Below are 21,532 nucleotides of genomic sequence, written 5' to 3'. Positions count from 1 at the left end.
TCCTTTCTCCTTTTTCCTGTCTCCTTTTTCCTGTGCATGGATCCCCTCCGTGTTCAAAGATCCAATGGCCATAAACGACTTAGTTTTTCCCTTGCTTCTCGGTAATTGTCTCATCTACCGGCTCTCTTGCTTCTTTCTGTGGTATTTTGACTGGGATCGAAACCGTAAAGCTGCTCCCCTTCCCTGGGTTGCTCTGAAGGAATAGCCGACCTCCCATTTTTTCCACCAGGGTTTTCACCGTAGCAAGACCAAGACCCAATCCATCATGGGCTCGCGTACTGGAATTGTCTGCCTGGGCGAAGGCTTGAAATATATGCTCTTGTAAGCTAGATGGAATTCCAACACCTGTATCGATCACCCAAAGACTCAAGGTTCCTTCTTGCTTGTTTTCATGAGGTTCCAATGCTGCACAAAGATGAATGTGCCCCTCCTCTGTAAATTTCACCGCATTGCCTACCAAGTTGTTTAGAATCTGTTTTATTTTATAAGGATCCCCTAAAAGGGCTCTAGGCACACTGGATGCCACCTGGAGATCAAGTGCCAACTTTTTTTGAAAGGCGGTTCCTTTATGGAGTTCCAATACTTGTTCCATAAGATTCTGAAGGACAAATGGTTTTTCTTCTAGGGTGACTTCCTTTCTAACCAAGCTCGTATGGTTAAGAATATCCTCTACCACCTCTGTCAGAGATTGACAGGAACGGAGGGCTAATGCCATAAACTCTTGTTGTTCTTGGGTCAGTTCGGTGATTTCCAGTAGTTGTATCATCCCCATTAATCCGTTCAAAGGGGTACGAAGTTCATGGCTCATATTAGCCAGAAATCGATCCTTTACTTCGTTGGCTTTTTCGATTTTTTGGAAAGAGGCCAGTAATTGCTGTTCTAGAAGCTGTTGCTGTTCCAAGTTTCTTGTTAACTTTAGATTTGCATATTCCCGAGAGGTAATATTCTGGATTAAATGATGATAAAATTTCATAATATGCTCTACCCGTTCTGCACTGAGCCGTGGCGATTTTTCTAAGGCCCCTATATATTCTTTTTCTGGAAATCCATATTTTTTTGCCTGTTGTTGAAAAAAATCTAGGTCCATGGATTCCTCCTCATAAAAAAACTGCCCAAAGAATAGGGTCCCTAACCTTCTTTCCCCTATCATGACTGGCAGTGCTAAATCCCATAATCCATTGTGACATTTATGCTGTGCGTAGAGGCCAGTCTCTTTCTTGGCCGAAAGAAGAGCATCGCTTTTTCGACAGTTTTTACTGGTTTCTGGATGCTTACGGTGAAACTCCGTACATATGGGCTGCCATCCATAGCCTATCAATACGTTTCCCGATAAGTCTGTGAGAGACATGCCTAATCCCGTAGCCTGATACATCTCATACATCATTTCCTGCAAAGAGGGAATATCCAGAATGTCTTCCATATCTAATGTCTGTAGCTCTCCTTCGGGTTCCAAAATGGCTTCCAATTTACGACGGGTTTTTATTTCTAATTGACGCAATTCCTCTTGCCTGTTTTTTTCCTGCATTAAATCAATGTCTAGGCAGAAAAGTTCTGGTTCCTGGTTTTCCTCTAATTCTGTTAACATGAAATTAATATATGCCTGCACTAAGGAACCATCTTTTCGCCGTAAAGTCATCTCCCGCTGTGAAATGGCTCGACGAGTAAGCTCCATGACTTTCAACTCTTGTGCCACTTGAGATCGGTCTTCTGGAAGCACAATTAGATCCAACATGTTTTTTCCCAGTGCTTCCTCTGCTGAATATCCGTAAAATGATTCTGAAGCGTGGTTCCAGCTTAAAACCCTGCCATCCATGGCATACCGCTGAAGAATCAAATGTGAATTTTGGCTGAAAAAAGCCTCCATAAAGGTTTTTTTAAGGCTTGGATTCCTAGTGGTTTTTTTTCTAAGACTTTTGCGTGAAATTCGAAGGCTTTTCATCCTTGGACTCCTTTCCATGAAAACGTCCTTATTCCTCCATTTTTTCCGAAAAACGATGGTATCCTTGGCGGGCTTCTTCTTGACTGGAGATACGACTTTCCTTGATGGTTGGATAACAATCCTGCACCAACTGGACCATCTGGGGGTCTAATTTCTTTTGTTCAGCCATTTCTCCTAAGATAAGCAAGGCCTTGTGATCTGACATTCCTTTCCGATAAGGCCTGTTTTCTGTCAAGGCCGTTAATATATCCGCCACTGCCATGATTCTGCTGCCAGTAGAAAGTTCCGCTTCTGTCCGCTTAAATGGATAGCCGCTTCCATCCATTTTCTCATGATGAAAAGACACATACTCCTTGATTCTTTCCATTCCTTTTAAATCTTTTAAAAGGGTATACCCATAATAGGTATGTCCTTTCATTGTATTGTATTCTTCTTTTGTTAAAGGCCCAGGTTTATCCAGAATTTCGCTGGGTACGGTTAATTTTCCGATATCATGAAGATGGCCAGCAATATGAATTTCTCTACAGGTGCTTTCCGGAAGTCCCATGCACACGGCCATCTTAGTAGCTACGGCGGAAACGCCATTGCTATGCACCGCTGTAAAACGACTTCGAAAGTCGATCACTCGAGCAAAAAGCGTAGAAATTGGCAAGAGTCTTTTTTCTTCTATCTCTTTGTTTTCAGGTTGAGGTGGGCTATAACAAGGTTTTTCCGACAGAATTGATTGCAGATCCAACCAAAAATACTCTTTGTTTTTCAACTCTTGAAATGCCTCCACCAATTCTGGGTGAAATTTGCTTCCCTTTTGGCTCTCTATTTTATGGCTAATGAAGGGGGCTTCGTTAAGGGCTGAAGTACTAAAAGTGTGTGCCGTGGTAATACGATCCGCCATATGGATAATATGGCTTTCCAAGGGCACATCTTCTCCTCGGTTTGTTTTTCCTTGTCCATGGTTCCAGGGTACATGGTGATGACGTATCATGGTAGCCTCTTTGTAAAATTCCGGATAGTCCTTAAGCAAAAGCCATCCCACTTCTCCGTGAAGATGAGGGTTGACCAACTCAAAAGAAAGAAGATTTAGTCTGTCTTTCATGCTGAGGCCTCCTATATCGTGCAAAACCGATGCTGCGTAGAGTTGGTTCATTCGATGGTTATCCAACTCTAGGATTTTTCCAATATGCCAAGAAATATAGGCTACCTGTTGCTGGTGTCCATTTAATGCCGGGCTTACCATATCTGATGCCCGAGATAGTGTGTCTGTCAGCTGTGTTAAGGAAATCATTCTAAGTCTCCTCTACCTGTCTATTATGGTGTATCTTGATGATCCTTATGAGATACATCCTTGCGTGTATGGATTGCAGGTGGCATTTCATCCGAAAAACCTTCCAGAACCCACTGAATTCTCCTTAGGGTTTCTTTTAATGCTTTTATTTCCCCCAAAGCCATCTGCTGTTCCCCTTTTTGGGCCAAATCAGCCACTTCCCTTACTCGGAGATTGGCTGCAGCCCCTTTTAGTCCATGTAAGGCCTGTTTAAAGCTTTCCCTATCTTCCTTTTCAAGGAAGGTCTTTATGTCCATTAACCGCTCTGTCCATTCCTCTAGGGCCTGTCGTAAAAGAGTTTCTGCAGCCTGTTGATCAAAACCGATTTCTTCCTTCAAATATCGGATCACCTCGGTCCATTGGGTTTTTGGTAGGACCTCTCCCTGCTTCCTCTTTTTCTTGAGTACCTCCTTCACCTGATCAAAACGAATAGGCTTGGTCAGGTAATCATCCATCCCGGCTTCCATGCATTTGATTTTGTCTTCTCCCATGGCATGGGCTGTCATGGCTACAATTTTAGGCTGTGGATGGATTTTTAGCTTCCGAATCTGCCGAGTGGCTTCCAACCCATTCATTACCGGCATCTGTATGTCCATTAACACCAGATCGTAAGGCTTTTTTCCACATGCTTCCACGGCTTCTTTCCCATTTTGGGCTATATCACAATGGATGCCTCTATTGTTCAACAACTGCTGGATCAAGGCCTGATTGATCTCCTGATCTTCTACAATCAGAACCGTAGAGACTCCTTGACTTAGGAGCTCTCCTAAAATTTCCTGCTTCGGCTCTGCCTCATGAAGATGAATAGGTTTTTCTGGATGGAGGGCCAAGGGAATTCTGAGGGTAAACGTACTTCCTTGACCCGGAGTGCTCTGAATGCCAATATAGCCTCCCATTAACGTCACTAAATCTTTCACTATCGTAAGACCTAGGCCTGTTCCACCAAATTCCCGAGTCGTTGAATTATCTGCTTGGGTAAAGGCTTCAAAAAGGGTTTTCTGGGCTTCCGAATCAATGCCAATGCCTGTATCCGTCACCCTTATTTCCACCAAAACCCTTGATTGCTTTTCTTCTAAGGAACGACACTCCAACATAATGCTTCCTGCTTCTGTAAATTTAACGGCATTGCTGAGTAAATTGGTGAGAATTTGTTTGAATCGAATAGGATCGCCTTGGACATAGGCTGGCAACCCCTCATGGATCTGAAGTTTCAATGGTATCTGCTTGCTCTGTGCTGGATAGCTTTGAGAAATCATGGCTTCTTCTAGGAGGGAATGCAGGTCAAAGGGAATTTCTTCTAATGCCATTTTCCCAGATTCTATTTTACTCAAATCCAAAATATCATTGATTAAAGTGAGTAGCGTATCCGTCGAGATTTTAATATACTTTATGTATTGGGATTGTTGTTCATCGGTGGTTGTTTCTTCCAACAGTTGCAAAAACCCTAGAATCCCATTCATAGGGGTACGGATTTCATGGCTCATATTGGCTAAAAACTGGGTTTTAGCTTTGCTGGCAACTTGAGCTTCCTTAGTGGCTTCTTCCCATTCAAGATTCTTTTTTTCCAATAATCTGGCATATTCTTGGAGCTTTTCCTCTGCTCGAATACGATCCGTAATATCCCACCAAGTCCCCATTACTTCCCATTCCTCTTCCCCTCTGTCTATGGCTCGCTGGGTATCCAGCAACCAATGATAGTTTCCTTTTTTGTCTTTGAAACGATATTGATTGGTTCCAGTTCTTCCGGTCAGTTTCTCTCCTAAGTCCGGCAGATCTTCTGGATGAACACAGGCTTTCCATAGGTCTATGCTCTCTGTCAATTCCTTAGGATGGTAGCCCAAGACCTCCTTGACATTCTCGTTTATATAGGTGATCTTTGGTATGCCTTGCTGATCAATTTGATAGCTGTAAATCACGGCTGGAGTATTTGATAACAGTGTATTTAAGCGTCTTTCATTATCCTTGATTTGCTGTTGGGCTTTTTTCTTTTCTGTTATATCCACTTGGACACCAATATGTCCTGTGATACGTCCTTGGTCATCATAGAGGCAGGTATACTCCCCATCAATCATCAGCGGAGAACCATCTAATTTTTGTTCTCGTGTTTCAATATGGCATTGACCATTATTAAAAAGCCTTCTCGTTATTTCTCTAGCTTGATCCAAGTCATGCTGAAACAGTTGGCCTAGGGTAAGGCCTTTGAAATGATCCTCCTGGGCCCCATACTGATCTAACATGCCTTGATTGACTCGTGTCATTCTCTGATGGTTCAAAGCGTATTCGAGGATAGAGGCTTGATGGCTATGCTCATTCCATTCAATGGGTTCCTCTAGCATACAAAAGTAAAAGCCATGGAGGGATTGGTTAAAGAAGAGTTCTAATAATTTTTCTCTCTCTTTCAAGGCATTTTCGCTTTCTTTCCTATCGGTGATATCCATCACAAATCCAGTAACTTTAACAGGCTTCCCCTCTTTATCTCGATGAACACCTGCAATTTCCTGAACCCATCGTACCTGACCTGATGGTTTAAGAATCCGGTGCTCGTATTTCAGGTTTTTTTCTTCTTTTTTATGGAGGATAAACTGATTTTGTGCCATGACTTCGTCTCTATCTTCTGGATGTACATACCTTAAAAAGGCTTCAAACGTTCCTCCAAAAGATCCAGTTTCAATGCCAAATAAAGCTTCGCATTCCGAAGACCAGTCTAGCGTTGCTTTTTCTATATCATATTCCCAGGTTCCTGCATTGGCAAAAGTTTGTGCCTGAGAGAGCCTTTCCTTGTACTCCTTCAAGGCTCTCTGGTATTCGATTCTTTCTGATATATCTCTGGCAACGGCATAAATCCGTTGTCCCTGGCATCGGCTTCGCCACTCGATCCAACGATAGCTTCCATCGCGGCAACGATACCGATTCACAAACTTAACCACTTCCTGCTGGTTCACCAAGTCTTGGACGGCTTCTAAGGTGGATTCTATGTCTTCTGGATGAACAAAATCTAAAAAAGGTTTTCCTTCTAACGCTTCTGTTGAATACCCCAAGACCCGTCCCCATTCTGGATTGAGTCGAATAAATTCACCTTTGGTATTGGCAATGCAAAGAAGGTCTAAGCTGGTTTCAAAGTATTGATCCAACTCCCGCTGCCTTTCAGAAACGTGTGCTTCTGCCTCTTTCATTTCTTCCGATATATCTCCCAGATTTTCTTTTGTATTGGGAGAAACTTCTGGGACCTTCTCTATTTTATTGGGATCCCCAGTATTCTGTACCACCGGACCTGTAACCAATAAATTTTTTTGCTTTTGAATCCTGGTGATATCATGAAATAACACAGCACAATACCCAGACTCATGACTATGGGCGGTGATGTGATACCATCTATCCAAGGCCTTGAAGTATTGCTGAATTTGACATTTTTCTCTCTTTAGGACTGCTTTTCCCAAAAATGCCATCCAATCACCATCACCGGTCTTAAGATGAGGCAATACTTCTGTGACGCTTTTTCCAAGGATCTCCTCTGATTTTAGGCCAATCATATCCTCAAAGGCAAGGTTCACGTAAAGAAAAACAGCGTCTACCACTTCTCCTTCGTGATTGGTAATCACTTGATGATAGCCATAGGCTTCTGGTAACCTATTTAGCCAAGAAGGGTCATAGCATGGCTCTTGTTTCATCTTAATCTTCCTTTCCAACTTTCTCGAAGACGACTGTCTATCTTTTCAGCCGTTGCCACATCACTGGCTATGGGGATCTCCATTTAACAACCGATAGTATATCGTCATACTACATTGACAAATACCTGGACATACCGGACACTGGGAAGCGATGCCTACCTTATGATTTCGGTAAAAACCTTCATACACTTTCCAGGTTTCAAATCCCTGGGAAGCCATCAGGGGTTCAACGGCTGGATTGTTAGGATTGTTCCAAGCCTGTAAAAACAATATGCTTACTTTTCCTCGCAAGGCTTGGACGGCGGTATCAATCAAAGCACGTCCAATTCCCTTGTTTTGAAAGGGTTCATGAACCACAAGCAAATTGATGCTTCCCACCAGATGACCACCTACGGCAAAGGTCCATCGATTTTCAAAATGCTTTGCAGCTTCTTCCACTAAAACTGCTTCTTCTAAGGGACACATTCTAAAAGCAATAAACCCTGCCACTTCTCCTTTATACTTGGCTACGGCTACCCTCCATCGATCTAGAACTCCCGATAGTTCTTGCACGGATTTATAGCCTGAGCCTCTATTGATTTCAACGATTTTAAGCAACTCTTCAATCTGAGTTTCTTTTTCATAGGCAACGATTTCCAGCATCCTGCATCCCACCTTTTTATTTTTTCAGTCCTAAAGGTTATCCGCCCTCCAGATCTGCTTGTACAGATTGGTATTTATGTACCCAAAAAAACCTTTCTTCCTTCACGCTAAACGTATTTTAAAAAAAATCTCCCTTCCCATCCTATTGTTTCTTAGATGTAAGAGAGATTTTTTAAACCTGATAGCTCCTAGATTCTTGGGTGTTTTTTTATTCCATATCTTTTTCTGTATTGATCAAAAGAGCTTGTTGCAGCAATCGTCTGGTGGCTGTAACGGCTTCGGCGTGGGTAAAGATGCCTTTTGGGTCGATGGTGTGGGCACTGGAGCCTTGAAAGACACCAGCTGCCAGGCTTTTATTAATGAAAGGCGATGCCCAAGTAGCAATCAATTGTCGATCTTCATAGGCTGCGAGATAGTCTTTCTCTTCCACTGGTATGCTCACCAGATCAATGGCCTTCGCATACATGGTCATGGCTTCTTCCCGAGTAATACTTCTATTTGGTCCAAAACTACCATCTGGATAGCCAGAAATAATCCCATAGGCCATGGCAGCATTCACGGCTCGACTCTTGTCATCTTCCTCTAAATCTTCAAAGTTCTGGTGATACAATTCGCCAGTATGATAGATTCCCAAAGCTTTGGTAATATAACTAGTAAACTCACTGCGTGTAACGGCAGCTTCTGGGTTAAACTCTTTCAGATTCTCTATCACCATCCGAGAGGCCATATCCTTGACATGTGGCCGAGACCAATGATCTTCTACGGAATCCACTGTCACCGGGTTCCAAATGACCGAGTAAAGTGAATTGGTCAAGCTATGGATCCGAGCATACCATTTGCTATTTTCCTGAAAGATTTCTGTAGGTACATGATGATAGTCTCCATCTTTATCAAAGACTACACCCGTAGTAATCTGACTAGAGTCGATGCCTTCCGGCAACTCTATAATCCGCTGACTGTATGTGTCATGTCTGTTCATTTCCACCTTTAGGAGGTTGCCTTGTTCATCCATACCACTTCCTATAATCTTAAAACTCATGGGAGGCACAAGAATTTCCTGACCTTGCTGACGGGCTTTTTCCTGAATTGCTGCTGCTCTTTCTTGGGAAATTCGTTCTATCTCCACTTCTACCTGGAAATTTTGAAGCGGCTTCCCAGCCAATTGTTCCGCTTTTTCCTGGGATAATTCAGCAGCATCCAATTCGTAGGAAACATCTCCTGCGTTTATACGCAATCGGAAACCTTGGTCTTTCATTTCTTGAACCAATTCATTCTGGAAGCCAGTGCTGATTCGATGAGCCTGAGGAGTATTCACGGATATTTCAATCCGAGGGATAACCACCTGCTCTTTCGAAGCCTCCATTGCTTCTTGCATCATGTTTCTAACTGTTGTGGAATCCACTTGCAACCAGCTTTCCTGTCGTCCATCTTCTCCTATGCCAATAGTTTCTTTTCCAAGGGAAACTATTTTATTATTGATCAAGCCTTGGATATCCTTCTCTTGTTGACTTGTATGGCCTTCCATGGGGTCATTCGTGTCTTCCGTAGTGCTTGTATCTCCATCTGTCTTGTTTGTATCTGAAGACGCTCTACCACTACCACCCCCGCCTCCAGTTGATGGGCTTGGATCTGCTTCAGATGTTTCTATAATAACTACCTCTGCCACTAAAGGACTAGTACTGTCTTTCAGTAGGGTTTGGGAAAGGGTGATAAAACCGCTTCCTGCACTGGTGATATCCCCACGAATCCTGAGGCTTATGTGATTCGGGTTGTGTTCCAAGTCCTGGTTCACTTTTTCAAGGGTCAATCCATCAAAACCATGACTCAACAACAGATCTTCGCTGTATACATGGCCAACAACCCTATCATTTTCCACTGTCAGCGTAAAAATTTGATCAAAGGACTCCTTTGCCTCCACCCTAGATGGATCAACCACCATGGCTATATTAGAAGTATCTAACCATTTACCATAAAGCGTCATATTCTTTTTCACCATATCTGTATTAAAATTCCAAGGATTCTCCATGCTAAGTTCTTTGTACCATCCCTTAAAGACATTTCCATCTGATACGGGTGCTTCCGGTGCTGTAATCTTATCTCCGTAAGGCACATCCTTCATAGGATCCACCGCACTTCCTTCTTGGCTGTCAAAAATAACTGTATAGAGAATGCGATCATAATAGCGTTTCAGCACCAAACTTCCATCGGCAACAATGGTGCCCATGGTCAACCGAGAATCCTGGGTGGTGTTTTCCGTAAATCCCGTGTAGGTCTTAATAGAAGCCGTGACTTCTTCCCCAGTCCTGCCCGTCAAATTCTCTGTTTCAAATAGACTATAATGATTTAAGGTTGTTGTTTGTTGATAATGATGGACGGTATAAGCCATATCCTTATGGGCTTCCCATACCGCATATAGGCTCACAGGATGGTTGTCCACGGAAAATTCTTCCCCCTCTTGATAGAAGATGCCACTATGGTCCGCTGCTGTATTCCAGCCAGCAAAGGTATATCCTGTTTTGGATAGATTTCCCGTGTTTCCAAGGACAGAGCCTGTCTCTCCTTCATAAAAAGTCTCTGCCATAGGATCTATGCCACTATGGGCACCATTTCCGAAGTAGGTAACCGTATACGTCGGTATAGAGTCTGTAGCTGGAAAAACCGCTGTTATTATCTTTGCATTTTCCTCATTGGTTACCGATTCAGCTTCAGCTACATCAAAAAAGTCTGCTGCTACTCCATTAAACGTATATCCACCTATGGGGGTTAAAGTAATAGTTGCCGTATAAACAGTTTCTGCTTGAAAGGACTGATGCTCTGGATTCCAATCAATAGTTCCTGTATATTGATTTGTTTCTATAATACTTGTTGCTGGAATCCCTCCTCTTACTGGCACTGATACTCCTTGAATCCCTTCAATATCAACTGGTATATTAACAAAAGTAGCCTGCACCATCCCACTTCCAGTAATAGCTCCGGTGGTATATTGGTTTGAGTTTTCATCTAAAACGCCAGCACATCCAGTCACTGAATCGACTCTAAAACCAATTTCCGGAATGATCTTAAAAGTGGTTTCCCTATTTTCTCGGATCGTACGACTTTCTGGAAGAATAGAACCACCAGGACCATCTACTGCCCCTGTGACGACATGAACCGTATGCTGAGGAACTCCGGTAACTTGAATATCTCTATAAGCAATATTAACAGGAATAGTACTGTCTTGGGCAATACGAATCCTATCAAAATTCAATTCTTTATCTGCTTGACCATTTAAAGTTTCTTGCCCTATTGTGTAAGACCAATTCCCAGTATCATAGGTATAGGTAAAGATGATCTCTTGTGCTGCATCGATTTTCTCCGGATTAAAATGAACAGCGTCTCCTGAGATCTGTTCCCCATGAATCTCCCATCCAGAAGATTGATTGCCTGCTAGCCCTATAAAAAAATGCTCTGTGTTTCCTGAATAAAGGCTAATGCCTCCCCATCCATGGGAGTTAGGATTCCAAGGACCTACCCCTGCCTCCGTTGAAAAAGAAAGGGTTAATACGCCTTCTTTCAAAGGAGAAACAAAATCACTAAACACTTGAAATCCACCACCTGCCGTATCCAAAACCTTATGGCTAATTTGAGGCCAATTCCCTTGATTGGAAGTCCAGGGAGTACCAGTCTGGGGTGGGCTATCTTGTAAAGAGCCATCTACCAAAAAGAGATCTTCAAAAAGAATAGCCGTGGAAGATTCTGCATCAATACGATTAATCCCTGCTCCCATTATCATTAACAAGAAAAATGTCACCAGGACCACTACGGTCTTTTTATCTTTCCTCATTCCTTATTCCTCCCAATTTATGTTCCTTCTATTTCTTCGTTTTTATTCTTATCGACTCTTCATTTTCTTGTTTATCTTCATCCTATATCCATATAAGGATGAAGCCCTACACTTCTATCCCCTAAAGAGATTCTCCTGTTTTTCTATTGTATCATGGATAAGCAGGTTCTCCTACTTATTATTGCTAATTTTCAGTCATTATACAGTTTCTCTTAGCCACTCCCTCGCTTTTTTATCTCTAGGTAAAATGGTATTTCGTAATTTTCCAAAAAAAAAAGAACCGCAGAGCTATCCCTACGGTTCTGTTTGGCGCACCTGGGAGGATTTGAACCTCCGGCACCTGGTTTAGGAAACCAGTGCTCTATCCCCTGAGCTACAGGTGCCTATCCATGGTCTTTCCTTTGAAAATACTCACTGCCTACCTTTTTTGAGTAGGAGCTTTTTTTCTTTTCACTAAAACTACCAAGTATCTTTTTATCAGATTCTTTTCAGAAAGTCAATACAAGGTTTCAATATTCTTACAAGCGGTTAGGATTTTCAAGGCAATGTGTCACACGTCTAAAAAGGAGATGCCAAAAGAAAACGGATCTTTCTAAGCCTTCCTTCTCTTAGGCGGTAATCCTTCTTTCATGAAGAAACTGGCTATTAAGCCAATAAAGGACATTATCAGAAAAACAGTGGCACCAGCCTGATGACTGGCAGCCGTTTCTCCATTACGGAGACAATAGGCAATCACACTATTAATAACCGAGGTGCCAAAAAAAGGTGCCATATTAACAAATCCAGTGGCAATCCCCGTGTATTCTGGTTTGGTGAGTTCTTTTATATTGGTAAAACAGAGCATGGGACTAATGGAGACAGATCCAGTGATAAAAAGCACTAATCCTAACAGCCACATTTGCTGTACTCCAGGCAATACTAGTATCATCAACAACCATCCCATTAACAACACCAATAAAGCTACTTGCAACACTTTTTTTCGTTTTCCTAAGGCGTCGGAAATTCTTCCAATGACCGGTGAACCAATCAATACGCCAGCCATATAGATCATAATTAAATTAGCGGCTTTCTCCAAAGGCACCTCATAAACAGCACGGATAAAATGTGGTCCCCAGAGGCCAGAAAAACTCATATAAGATCCAAAAACTGCAAAAAGAACGATCATATTAATCCAAGTGTAGCGATTGGAAGCAACGGCCTTCACCCCAGTTCCAATATTAATTTTTAATGACTTGGGTGGTTCATGTTCTTCTTCTATTGTTTTTTCCACTGTCGGCGGTCTGTCCGTAATCCAACAATAAATTACCAGAATAGGGATCAATGTAACTGCCGCCAACAGGAAATGGCCTCCCCGCCATCCCATGGCTTTGGTTAAGTGATAGAAAGGTGCCGTGGCCAACATCCCTCCAGCATTTCCGATAACAGCGGTCATCCCAGCAATAGTTGCAAATTCCGTTGGTTTAAACCAAAGAGCTTGAATTTTAAAAATGGAGGTAAACACCGTTGCGGCACCAAATCCTATGAGAATTCTGGCTAAATATAGCAAAAGAGGCGTTGGTGAAATGGCAAAAAATAAAGTCCCTAACAATACAGCCATCATTCCTACTATCACCACACGACGGGGGCCTTGGGCATCCACCATGATGCCACAAGGAATCTGCAAAAGCCCATAGGTATAAAAATACATGGAAGACATCAAACTAATGCCTGCTGTGGATAGAAGCATGTCTTCTCTTAGTGGATCTGCAATGACGCCTATGGAGTACCGATGAAAAAACCCAATCATAAAAGCCATGCCAAAAACAAGCCAAACCACATATTTTGATGTTATTTTTTTCATGGTACCTCTCCTATACCCTTATTCTTTGTCTTCTCTTCTCTTATTTTCTCTTGTCTTGTCTTGTCTTGTCTTTGGTTATTTTATCAGAATTAGATATTTTTGCAAATCTAGGTTCACCTTATTCTTTATAGACATTTAAAGATTTCTGTTTGTTTATTGTAAGAGGCTTCGGGTAGAATTTGTATAGCATTATCTTTCTTTTTCCCTATTCTTATTCGTTCTGTTTTAAAGGAGTGGTTTTATGAACACCCCCTATGATGCAACAGAATCTTCTGTCCTTCATGAAATTCTAGATACTATTCCTGAAGCCGTCTTTCAAGCTGAAATAAAGGAAGAACAGGTTTTTTCGGTGACTTATGCCAGTGCGCATTTTTGGGTTCTATTTGAAATGGAGCCTAGGTCTTTTCCCTTCTATCCTGACTCCACTTTTTATAACGTCATCTTCGACGAAGATTTGGCTTTGTTGCACAAAACCAAAGGCCAGTCCATGGAAAATAACCATCTATGGTCCATGGATTTTCGTGTAAAGCTTCCTCAAAAAGGAGTATGCTGGTTTCGATTATGGGCAAAACCAGGGTTGTCAGATTCGGCAGTTTTCAAATGGAATGGGTCTATCAAAGATATTACAAAAAAGAAACAACATGAATTGTCTCTCATGGAGGATCAAAAAAGATGGCGTTTTTCATTAGAAGAAGCTGGTGCAGGCTTTTGGGAGTGGGATATCAAGAATAAAAGAATTTATAGATCTTCTCAAACCCTGCATCTTATTGGATTTAAAGAAGGGGAATTATCGGATGATACACGATCATGGTTTGAACGGATTCATCCAGAAGATCGGCCTGAATGTCCTGATTGCCCTGTATCCCTAGACGAATTGCATCGCTGTGCTCTTTGTCCTTCTGGTTGGTTTAGCTCAACGGACCATATGGAGTATACCTATCGAATTCAAGGACGGGATGGATCTTATAAATGGGTTCTTGATCGGGGAAAAGTAGTAGAAAGAGACCAAGATGGGAATCCAACGCTTTTTTTTGGCTATATTTTAGATATTACTTCACAGAAAAAAATCGAAGCTTCTCTTGATGCTGAGAGATCTTTGTTTTCTCATGGCCCAACTGTCATTTTTCGATGCAAAGACCAACCAGGATGGCCCTTGGTTTATGTTTCATCAAATGTTCAGCATCTTCTGGGCTATTCTTCCGCAGAATTAACATCCGAATCCTTTCTTTATTCTACATTAATTCATGCTAATGATCTGGCCCGTGTTGAAATGGAAACCAATCAAATGCTAGAGCAGAAAAAAGATTCTTACTCTTTTTCCTACCGCCTGGTCCATCGTGACGGAAAAATCCTGTGGGTTACCGTCACTTCCAAAGTCGAAGAGCACTTTGATGAACCTAATCGCCATTTCATCGGTTATGTCAACGATATTGGTCCAACCATGCAATCCATGCATCGACTGAGGACCGTCATGAATCATATTCATACCAATATTTTAGTCATCGACCCCAACACTGATAAGATCCTGTTTATAAATGAATCCACCCATAGCATTTTTGGATCGATTGAAGGTAAATTGTCTGTAGACCATTTTTGGTCTTCTTTCCAACTTCCTAAACAAGCTACCCGCTTCCAACCCAAGAATTTCGAGAATGAAAAACCCATCTTTTTTAATCATTATTTGAACCGGTGGTTTGAGATACATCCTACTGCAATAAATTGGATTGATGGACGTCGTGTACACCTCCTTACCTTAAGCGATGTCACGGAATTAAAAGAAGCGATGCATTCTTTTCAGCAGAACGAACAAGAAAAAGAGTCTATTTTACAGGCTATTCCAGATAATATTTTTATTCTCGATATTGAAAAAGCAACCTGTTTCAAAAGCTATATTCGTTCCAATTCCCCTACAAGAAACACCAGTAAGATGATAGGAGAACAGCCTCTAGAAAAATTTTTTACCCATGCTCTGATTAAAAAAATTCTCTCTCTTTCTAAAAAAGCCATTCATAGTACGGAAATAGTCACCTTTGATTACGAATTAGAAGCGGATTTTAAGCGGCTCAATTATGAAGCCCGTTTAATTCGTCTGACGAATCAGCGAGTGATTTTAGTAGAGCGGGACGTAACACACACATATGAAATGCAACAAGCCACAAAAAATGCTTTGGAATCTGCAGAAAATGCTTCTCAAACCAAAAGTCAATTTTTAGCCAATATGAGCCATGAAATCAGAACGCCTATGAACGGGATGGTTGGTTATCTAGACCTACTAATGGAAACTCCCCTTTCCCACAAACAACAAAAATATATCAATGCCCTTAATGAACGGATAGAGGCGCTCATGCATACCATAAACTCGATTTTGGATCTGTCTAGAATTGAATCAGGTCAATTGAATTTAGAGAAAAATTCCTTTAATCCTCTTCATGAAATAGAAAGCGTTGTAGAAGGATTCTTACCTTATGCTCAGAAAAACAATAATCATCTTTCTATTCATCAGACAACGGACTTTACTCAGAGTCTTTTAGGAGATCCGTATCGATTTCGTCAGATTTTAAATAATTTAATTGGGAATGCTTTGAAATTCACTTGTAATGGCACCATCACCGTTACCACAGGAATGTCTCCCATGTCTTCCCAAACAATGGAGGTATTTGTTTCTATTAAAGATACAGGTATAGGAATTCCCAAAGATCAAATCCAAACCCTTTTTCAACCTTTTGTTCAGGCCGATAACTCCACCACAAGACGTTATGGCGGATCTGGTTTGGGGTTGACGATTACAAAACAACTCATTCAATTATTAGGAGGAAGTATTACCGTGGAAAGCAATCCCTTGGAAGGAAGTTGTTTTACCATTACAATTCCCTTTGATACGGAGCATCCCTTAATGCAACCCCCTTCTTTTCAGCAGAAAGAGGTTTCCTCACCATTAAATCCAGATTATGCCTCTATCCTGATTATAGAGTCTCAAAATAAGGATCGATCTATTTTTAGACAACTTCTCATAAAGCAGAAAATCATCAGTCATTTTTCCCAGAATGAAACCGAAGCCTTGGGTTTTTTACAGGAAAATTCCTATGATGCGGTTTTTATGGAATCCTCTTTTTTAAAATATAATTCGTTATATGATTTCTTAATGCAACCTCAAGGCTTCGATTGGATTCTTATTGCCGATGCCATAGAGATGGATTCCACCCTTGTTTCTTATTTTTATGAACCTACTAAATGGGTCCCTTCACCGCTTACAGCCCATAAAGTGGTTTCATTTCTTGACAATAGCCGTTTCTATAAAGACACTCATCAACAAGAAGAGAAAGAGGAGGAGAATTAATGAATGCTTTCCATCCAATGGACTCGAGTATGGAAAAAACCTTAATGGAAACCACGAAAATGTTGCCAGATGCTGTATGTGTCGTTGACGAACACAATCGCATTTTATTTGCTAATGAAAGTACTTTTTCTTTTTTAGGATTTTCTAAACAAGAAGTGCAACAAATTCGTCTTGTGGATTTTTATCCTTCAGAAGTTCAACCTTTTTTAGAGTTGCGTATCGAACATGCGAAAAAATATGGGTTTTGGCGGGGTAAAACCATTATGACGGATAAAAAAGGGACTAAAAAAAACGTTTCTCAAATTATTATCAGTCATAATGAAAAAGCAAAGGATTCAACCTATTATTCCACCATCATACAAGAAATTGAAACCCTTAAATCAACGGAAGATATTTTAGCAGAACAAAAGGAACAACTTGCTTTTGTTAATACTGAATTGCAAAAAGCCCTTCGAAGTAAAGATGAATTTCTTGCCAATATGAGTCATGAACTACGTACTCCTCTTAACGCTATTTTAGGAATGACCGAAGCTCTTTTAGATGAAGTCTACGGCTCTTTAAATCCAAATCAAAGCCATTGTTTGAAAATCGTAGGTGAAAGTGGCCATCATTTACTTTCACTAATCAATGATATTTTAGATTTTGCAAAAATGGAGCTGGGTAAACTTACCCTTGATTTTCAGCCATTTGATTTAAAAGCCATCTGTAAAGGTGCCTTGGACGTCATCGATCCCATGGCTCAACAGAAAAAGATTAAGGTTTCTTTTGATTATGATGAATCGATTTCTTTTATTGATGGCGATGGTCGACGGATCAAACAAACCCTTATTAATCTTTTAAATAACGCAGTTAAGTTTTCGGATCCTGGTGGACGAATAGGGTTAGCCGTTCGTGGATTTTCATCCAATAAAACCATTGAATTAGATGTGTGGGATATGGGAATTGGCGTTAAGGAGGAAGATCAAGAAAAAATTTTTGAACCCTATCAACAAGTTCAAGGTAGTCTTGATCGAAACTACGATGGAAGTGGTCTTGGCCTTCCATTATCCCAGAAAATCATTGAATTGCATCAAGGGGTCCTTTCCGTAGAAAGTAGTCCTGATGAAGGAAGTATCTTTACAATTTCTTTGCCTTGGAAACCTCAATTAGTCTCTTTAGAGGATCCCCCTTCTCATTTCCAATTTTCTAAGGATTTGGATACCTCTACACCTATTCGTGTATTATTAGCAGAAGACAACGCTGCGAATATCGAAACTTTTCAGTTGTATCTAGAAAGCAAAGGATTTTTAGTAGATACGGCTTTAACTGGTATGGAAGTCATTAAAAAAGCCAATATTCTTAAACCGACAATTGTTTTAATGGATATCCATATGCCTGAAATGGATGGCCTTGAAGCTATAGAAAAACTAAAATCCAATGATCATACCAAAAACATCCCGATTATAGCACTAACAGCCTTTGCCATGCATCATGACAAAGACCGTTGCCTCAATGCTGGTGCTGATGAATATCTTTCGAAACCTGTTCGACTGCATCAGTTATTAAACACAATCATGGAAGTATTAAAAAACAACCATTCCTTATAGCCGCCATATCATCAACTCTTAACCTAAAGGGGGAGCTCTTATGAAACAACGCATTTTTGTGATTGATGATGAAAAAAATGCTCGCTTTACCATTGAAACTTCTTTGCATGGTTTAGGCTATGATCTTTATTTTGCAGAAAATGGTATTCAAGCCCTTAAAACAATAGATGCTATAGATCCAGATTTAATCTTACTAGATGTCATGATGCCGGATATGACTGGCTATGAAGTATGCAGCCGCATACGTGAATCTTCTGCTAGCAAAGAAGTGCCCATCGTTTTTTTAACCTCACTTGATGATAAACAATCCTTGTTTCGTGGGTTTGAAGCAGGTGGCGATGATTTTATTACCAAACCCTTTAACCGTATTGAATTAATCGTTCGGATTAATGGCATTCTTCGTTTAAACCGTTTTCGAAAACTCTTAGGGGAACGAAAAAAGTTTCAATGGCTTGTGGATCAAGCGGAAGAAGGCTATATCAGCACCAATGAATCCTTTGAACTGCTTTATGCCAATGAATCGGCTCAAAGATTATTGTCCCTATCGGAATATCCATTAAAAAACCCTACCAATTTTAAGGAACTCATTACCAAAAATTTTGATCTTAAACCTACTTCTGATTGGGAAGAACTGTTTCATGGACATCCCCCTAAAGAAACTCTCTATTTCATTAAACCTGAAACACCTCAGCATTCCTCTCAATGGTTTGAATTAATTTTCCTACCAGAGTCCATGGATAACCATCGTTTTTATCAAATAAAAGACGTGACAACCAACGTCGAATTAACCATGGAAGTTAAAAAATTTCATAATATTGTCTCCCATAAACTAAATACGCCTATGAACCATATATTGCCTTTTCTAGAACTTTCTCTCATGAGTTTGGATGACGGAGATTATGAAGAGGTTAGGGAACACATTACCTGTGCACGAAATGGTGCTCTTGATCTTCATCAACAAATCCAGCGAATTCTTCAGCTACTAGGGCCTCGAAATGCCAGTATTCATCGATTTTTACCCATGAATCAATTAAAAGATTTAGTATTGGATGTGGCGAATAGTCACTCCATTGATCCGAACCATGTCAGCTTTGATATCCGTGCAGAACCTAGCTGCAACTTATCTTTATCCTTACAAAATTTACATAGCATTCTACATGAACTTATATGGAATGCTGTCAAAAATCATCCTAGCAATCAACCTTACCTAACGGTTACGGTTTTCTGCGATAAAGATAAGCAGGAAGCCAGGATGATCCTTAAGAATAATGGAACTTCTTTAGCCATTCAAGAATTGAGATCCGTTAACCATTTTTTTCCGTATTTTCAGGGCGAAAAATATTTTACTGGACAAAAGGAAGGAATGGGCCTTGGTCTAAATGGCATTAAAACCATGATTTGGAATGTCGGCGGTAGGTTTAAACTCAGGAATAGTTCAGATGAAAATGGTGTAGAAGCCGTAATCGTGATTCCTTCCTGTCAGCAATGCTGCCCTGAAGATTAATGTAAAAGGGTTCTCACCCTTCAAGAGGTGAGAACCCTAATTTTTCCATGGTTTCATATATTTTTTCTTTGGTATAGGGTTTGGTTATATAATCATCACAGCCATCTTCATAAGCCTGATATATATTATCCGTATCTCCCAATGCAGTCACCATAATGGTTTTAACCGCCGTATCTGCTGGATTTTTTGTTTCTTTTTCCACTTCTTTAATAGCCTTCAACACTTTCAATCCATCCATTTTCGGCATTAAAATATCAATGCATACTAAATCATAGGGGGATCCATCCTTTACAGATTGAGCAAAGTAATGAACTGCGTCCATCCCATTTTCTGCTATGGTGGCTTTGCCATAGGGTTCTAAAAATTTGGCTAAAATAAAACTGGATGGTTGATTATCTTCAGCAATTAATATCTTCATCTTCTGCCTCCTCATCCTTATTCTGCTCCATTACCCAACCTCGAATCACTTTATGAATCATATCTCGTTCATTTTCGTAAAAGAGTATCTTACGAGTAATAGGCATATATGTTCCACCGGTATGAATTCTTTTTCGAATCGTTCCATCATGGATAAGAAATAGGGTGACTCCTTTATCCTGCAGTTGCTGATCCACTCTATTGAGGGTGTTTACTTCATCTTGGCGTAGTTGGGTTAATGCACTAATGTCCATTAAATACAGTTTATACCGATGTGCATCCAATTCCATACCTGCATTCTGAAAGGTTACAATAATATTCTGATCTTCTTTTACGATATAACGCCGCAAAAATGTTTCATTGGCTGTCATCCGATACGCATCATACAATAATTGTACCATCATCTGCTGAATTAACTTAAATGCCGTTTCGGAATTTCTTAGGATCGGAATATCTTCTGCTTGAAGAATTTCTTTTAGCATGGTCAATTCCTCTTTCCAAGATCGGTAATGAGGATGGTCTTCCAAAAGAACGGCTTGAGAATGAATTCGAATCAGGTTAAAGGCTGTTTTTTTCCAAAAAAGAGGGTCTAAGGTCTCTGGTTTTTTTCCCTCTATTTCCTGTAGAATTTTTGCCATTTCTTCAAAAAAATGAAGAAAGAAATTTTTATCTGAAATGGTCAATGCATGACCTTTGTATGCTTCTGTCAGATCCAACACAAAGAAATCTTTGATATAACCCACATCTATTTCTCGTTGTACTTCTAGACGATCTAAATGACTTTGAAAAAGGATTTCCATTTCATTACTTTCTTCAATGGATTCCATGGCCACAATTCCCGCTTTAGGAGGATCAAGGTAATCAATAACACCTTTTTCGATCAAGTTTTTATGCACTAAAAACCTAGTCACCGCTGGCATAGGGTTTTCCTCATCCATGGTCAAATGAACATAGTACCTATTTTGATATCTTGGAGGATCTATTTGGGGCTCTGGTGCTACCGCTTCCTCTATTTGGTGGAATACAGGAGCTTCTTCAGGTTCTTTTTTTTCTAGTGCTTGTATCAATTGTTGTTTTAAATTTCTAGATCCGCCTATGAGAGTTGAAATCGCATCTGTTTCTTCCGGTGGATTTTTTCGATGTTCTGCCATCTGATAAATGATATCCACAGATTCATAGGATAGATCAATGATGGATTCTGTTAACTTAATTTTTTCCATTCGTACTGCATCCCATACATCTTCCAATTTATGGGCTAAATCTTGGATTTCTTCATAGCCCATAGCTGCAGAAGCTCCCTTAATGGAGTGCATAGATCGAAAGAATTGATTCATTTCCTCTTTTGAATACCCTTTTCTTAGGGCGGACAGGGAAGCTTCACAGGTATTTAGTTGTTCAAAGGTTTCGTCAAAATATACGGCTATTAAAGATTCCACAGCACATCATCCTTTTAGA

General features: G+C 40.5%; 11 protein-coding genes and 1 tRNA gene. 3 read left to right on the top strand and 9 right to left on the bottom strand.

The genetic code is table 11. The features are described from left to right. Window positions 1-79: 79 nt before the first annotated feature. The 7 genes from ACZ47N_RS07080 to ACZ47N_RS07050 form a co-directional block, all read right to left on the bottom strand. On the bottom strand, window positions 80-1,939 hold the full coding sequence (locus ACZ47N_RS07080; RefSeq protein ID WP_464885861.1) for a PocR ligand-binding domain-containing protein: 1,860 nt from the start codon (window positions 1,937-1,939) through the stop codon (window positions 80-82). Window positions 1,940-1,967: 28 nt separating this feature from the next. Further along, window positions 1,968-3,221, bottom strand: a complete 1,254-nt coding sequence (locus tag ACZ47N_RS07075) for an HD domain-containing phosphohydrolase (protein WP_464885860.1) — start codon at window positions 3,219-3,221, stop codon at window positions 1,968-1,970. A gap of 23 nt (window positions 3,222-3,244) precedes the next feature. Continuing rightward, window positions 3,245-6,928: a PAS domain S-box protein gene (locus ACZ47N_RS07070; protein WP_464885859.1), complete on the bottom strand. Its 3,684-nt coding sequence runs from the start codon at window positions 6,926-6,928 to the stop codon at window positions 3,245-3,247. 60 nt (window positions 6,929-6,988) lie between these two features. Next, complete coding sequence (locus ACZ47N_RS07065) at window positions 6,989-7,570, bottom strand: GNAT family N-acetyltransferase (protein WP_464885858.1); 582 nt, start codon at window positions 7,568-7,570, stop codon at window positions 6,989-6,991. A gap of 208 nt (window positions 7,571-7,778) precedes the next feature. Next, complete coding sequence (locus ACZ47N_RS07060) at window positions 7,779-11,393, bottom strand: InlB B-repeat-containing protein (RefSeq protein WP_464885857.1); 3,615 nt, start codon at window positions 11,391-11,393, stop codon at window positions 7,779-7,781. Between the two features lie 307 nt (window positions 11,394-11,700). Beyond that, a tRNA-Arg gene (locus ACZ47N_RS07055) sits at window positions 11,701-11,776 on the bottom strand. A gap of 209 nt (window positions 11,777-11,985) precedes the next feature. Then, a complete protein-coding gene (locus ACZ47N_RS07050) occupies window positions 11,986-13,233 on the bottom strand; it encodes an MFS transporter (protein WP_464885856.1) in 1,248 nt (415 codons plus the stop codon). A 241-nt stretch (window positions 13,234-13,474) separates the two neighbouring features. Between ACZ47N_RS07050 and ACZ47N_RS07045 the strand changes: the two genes are divergently transcribed. Genes ACZ47N_RS07045 through ACZ47N_RS07035 form a run of 3 tightly spaced genes read left to right on the top strand, consistent with a single transcriptional unit; the run spans window position 13,475 to window position 19,660 of the window. Beyond that, complete coding sequence (locus ACZ47N_RS07045; protein WP_464885855.1) at window positions 13,475-16,570, top strand: PAS domain-containing protein; 3,096 nt, start codon at window positions 13,475-13,477, stop codon at window positions 16,568-16,570. Next, window positions 16,570-18,156: a PAS domain-containing hybrid sensor histidine kinase/response regulator gene (locus tag ACZ47N_RS07040; RefSeq protein ID WP_464885854.1), complete on the top strand. Its 1,587-nt coding sequence runs from the start codon at window positions 16,570-16,572 to the stop codon at window positions 18,154-18,156. Before ACZ47N_RS07045 ends, ACZ47N_RS07040 begins: the two co-directional genes overlap by 1 nt. Window positions 18,157-18,196: 40 nt before the next feature. Beyond that, the gene (locus ACZ47N_RS07035) at window positions 18,197-19,660 is read left to right on the top strand and encodes a hybrid sensor histidine kinase/response regulator (RefSeq protein ID WP_464885853.1); all 1,464 of its coding nucleotides are present in this window, start codon (window positions 18,197-18,199) and stop codon (window positions 19,658-19,660) included. Window positions 19,661-19,673: 13 nt separating this feature from the next. Here the strand turns inward: ACZ47N_RS07035 and ACZ47N_RS07030 are convergent, their stop codons facing one another. Together ACZ47N_RS07030 and ACZ47N_RS07025 are read right to left on the bottom strand one after the other, a co-directional pair. Further along, window positions 19,674-20,078, bottom strand: coding sequence for a response regulator (locus ACZ47N_RS07030; protein WP_464885852.1), 405 nt, complete (start codon window positions 20,076-20,078; stop codon window positions 19,674-19,676). Next, window positions 20,059-21,513 (bottom strand): Hpt domain-containing protein, encoded by a 1,455-nt coding sequence (locus tag ACZ47N_RS07025; protein WP_464885851.1) that lies wholly within the window; start codon window positions 21,511-21,513, stop codon window positions 20,059-20,061. Before ACZ47N_RS07025 ends, ACZ47N_RS07030 begins: the two co-directional genes overlap by 20 nt. Window positions 21,514-21,532 lie beyond the last annotated feature (19 nt).

This window comes from Tindallia texcoconensis (assembly GCF_055383815.1).
Note: the sequence above shows the minus strand (reverse complement) of the source record. Positions and strands in the feature narration are given on the sequence as shown.

Excerpts from the sequence above, each read along its gene's own strand:
- ACZ47N_RS07065 (WP_464885858.1), bottom strand. The coding sequence starts at position 7,570 with ATGCTGGAAATCGTTGCCTATGAAAAAGAAACTCAGATTGAAGAGTTG.
- ACZ47N_RS07050 (WP_464885856.1), bottom strand. The coding sequence starts at position 13,233 with ATGAAAAAAATAACATCAAAATATGTGGTTTGGCTTGTTTTTGGCATG.
- ACZ47N_RS07030 (WP_464885852.1), bottom strand. The coding sequence starts at position 20,078 with ATGAAGATATTAATTGCTGAAGATAATCAACCATCCAGTTTTATTTTA.
- ACZ47N_RS07035 (WP_464885853.1), top strand. The coding sequence starts at position 18,197 with ATGAAACAACGCATTTTTGTGATTGATGATGAAAAAAATGCTCGCTTT.
- ACZ47N_RS07070 (WP_464885859.1), bottom strand. The coding sequence starts at position 6,928 with ATGAAACAAGAGCCATGCTATGACCCTTCTTGGCTAAATAGGTTACCA.
- ACZ47N_RS07045 (WP_464885855.1), top strand. The coding sequence starts at position 13,475 with ATGAACACCCCCTATGATGCAACAGAATCTTCTGTCCTTCATGAAATT.
- ACZ47N_RS07060 (WP_464885857.1), bottom strand. The coding sequence starts at position 11,393 with ATGAGGAAAGATAAAAAGACCGTAGTGGTCCTGGTGACATTTTTCTTG.
- ACZ47N_RS07040 (WP_464885854.1), top strand. The coding sequence starts at position 16,570 with ATGAATGCTTTCCATCCAATGGACTCGAGTATGGAAAAAACCTTAATG.
- ACZ47N_RS07075 (WP_464885860.1), bottom strand. The coding sequence starts at position 3,221 with ATGATTTCCTTAACACAGCTGACAGACACACTATCTCGGGCATCAGAT.
- ACZ47N_RS07080 (WP_464885861.1), bottom strand. The coding sequence starts at position 1,939 with ATGAAAAGCCTTCGAATTTCACGCAAAAGTCTTAGAAAAAAAACCACT.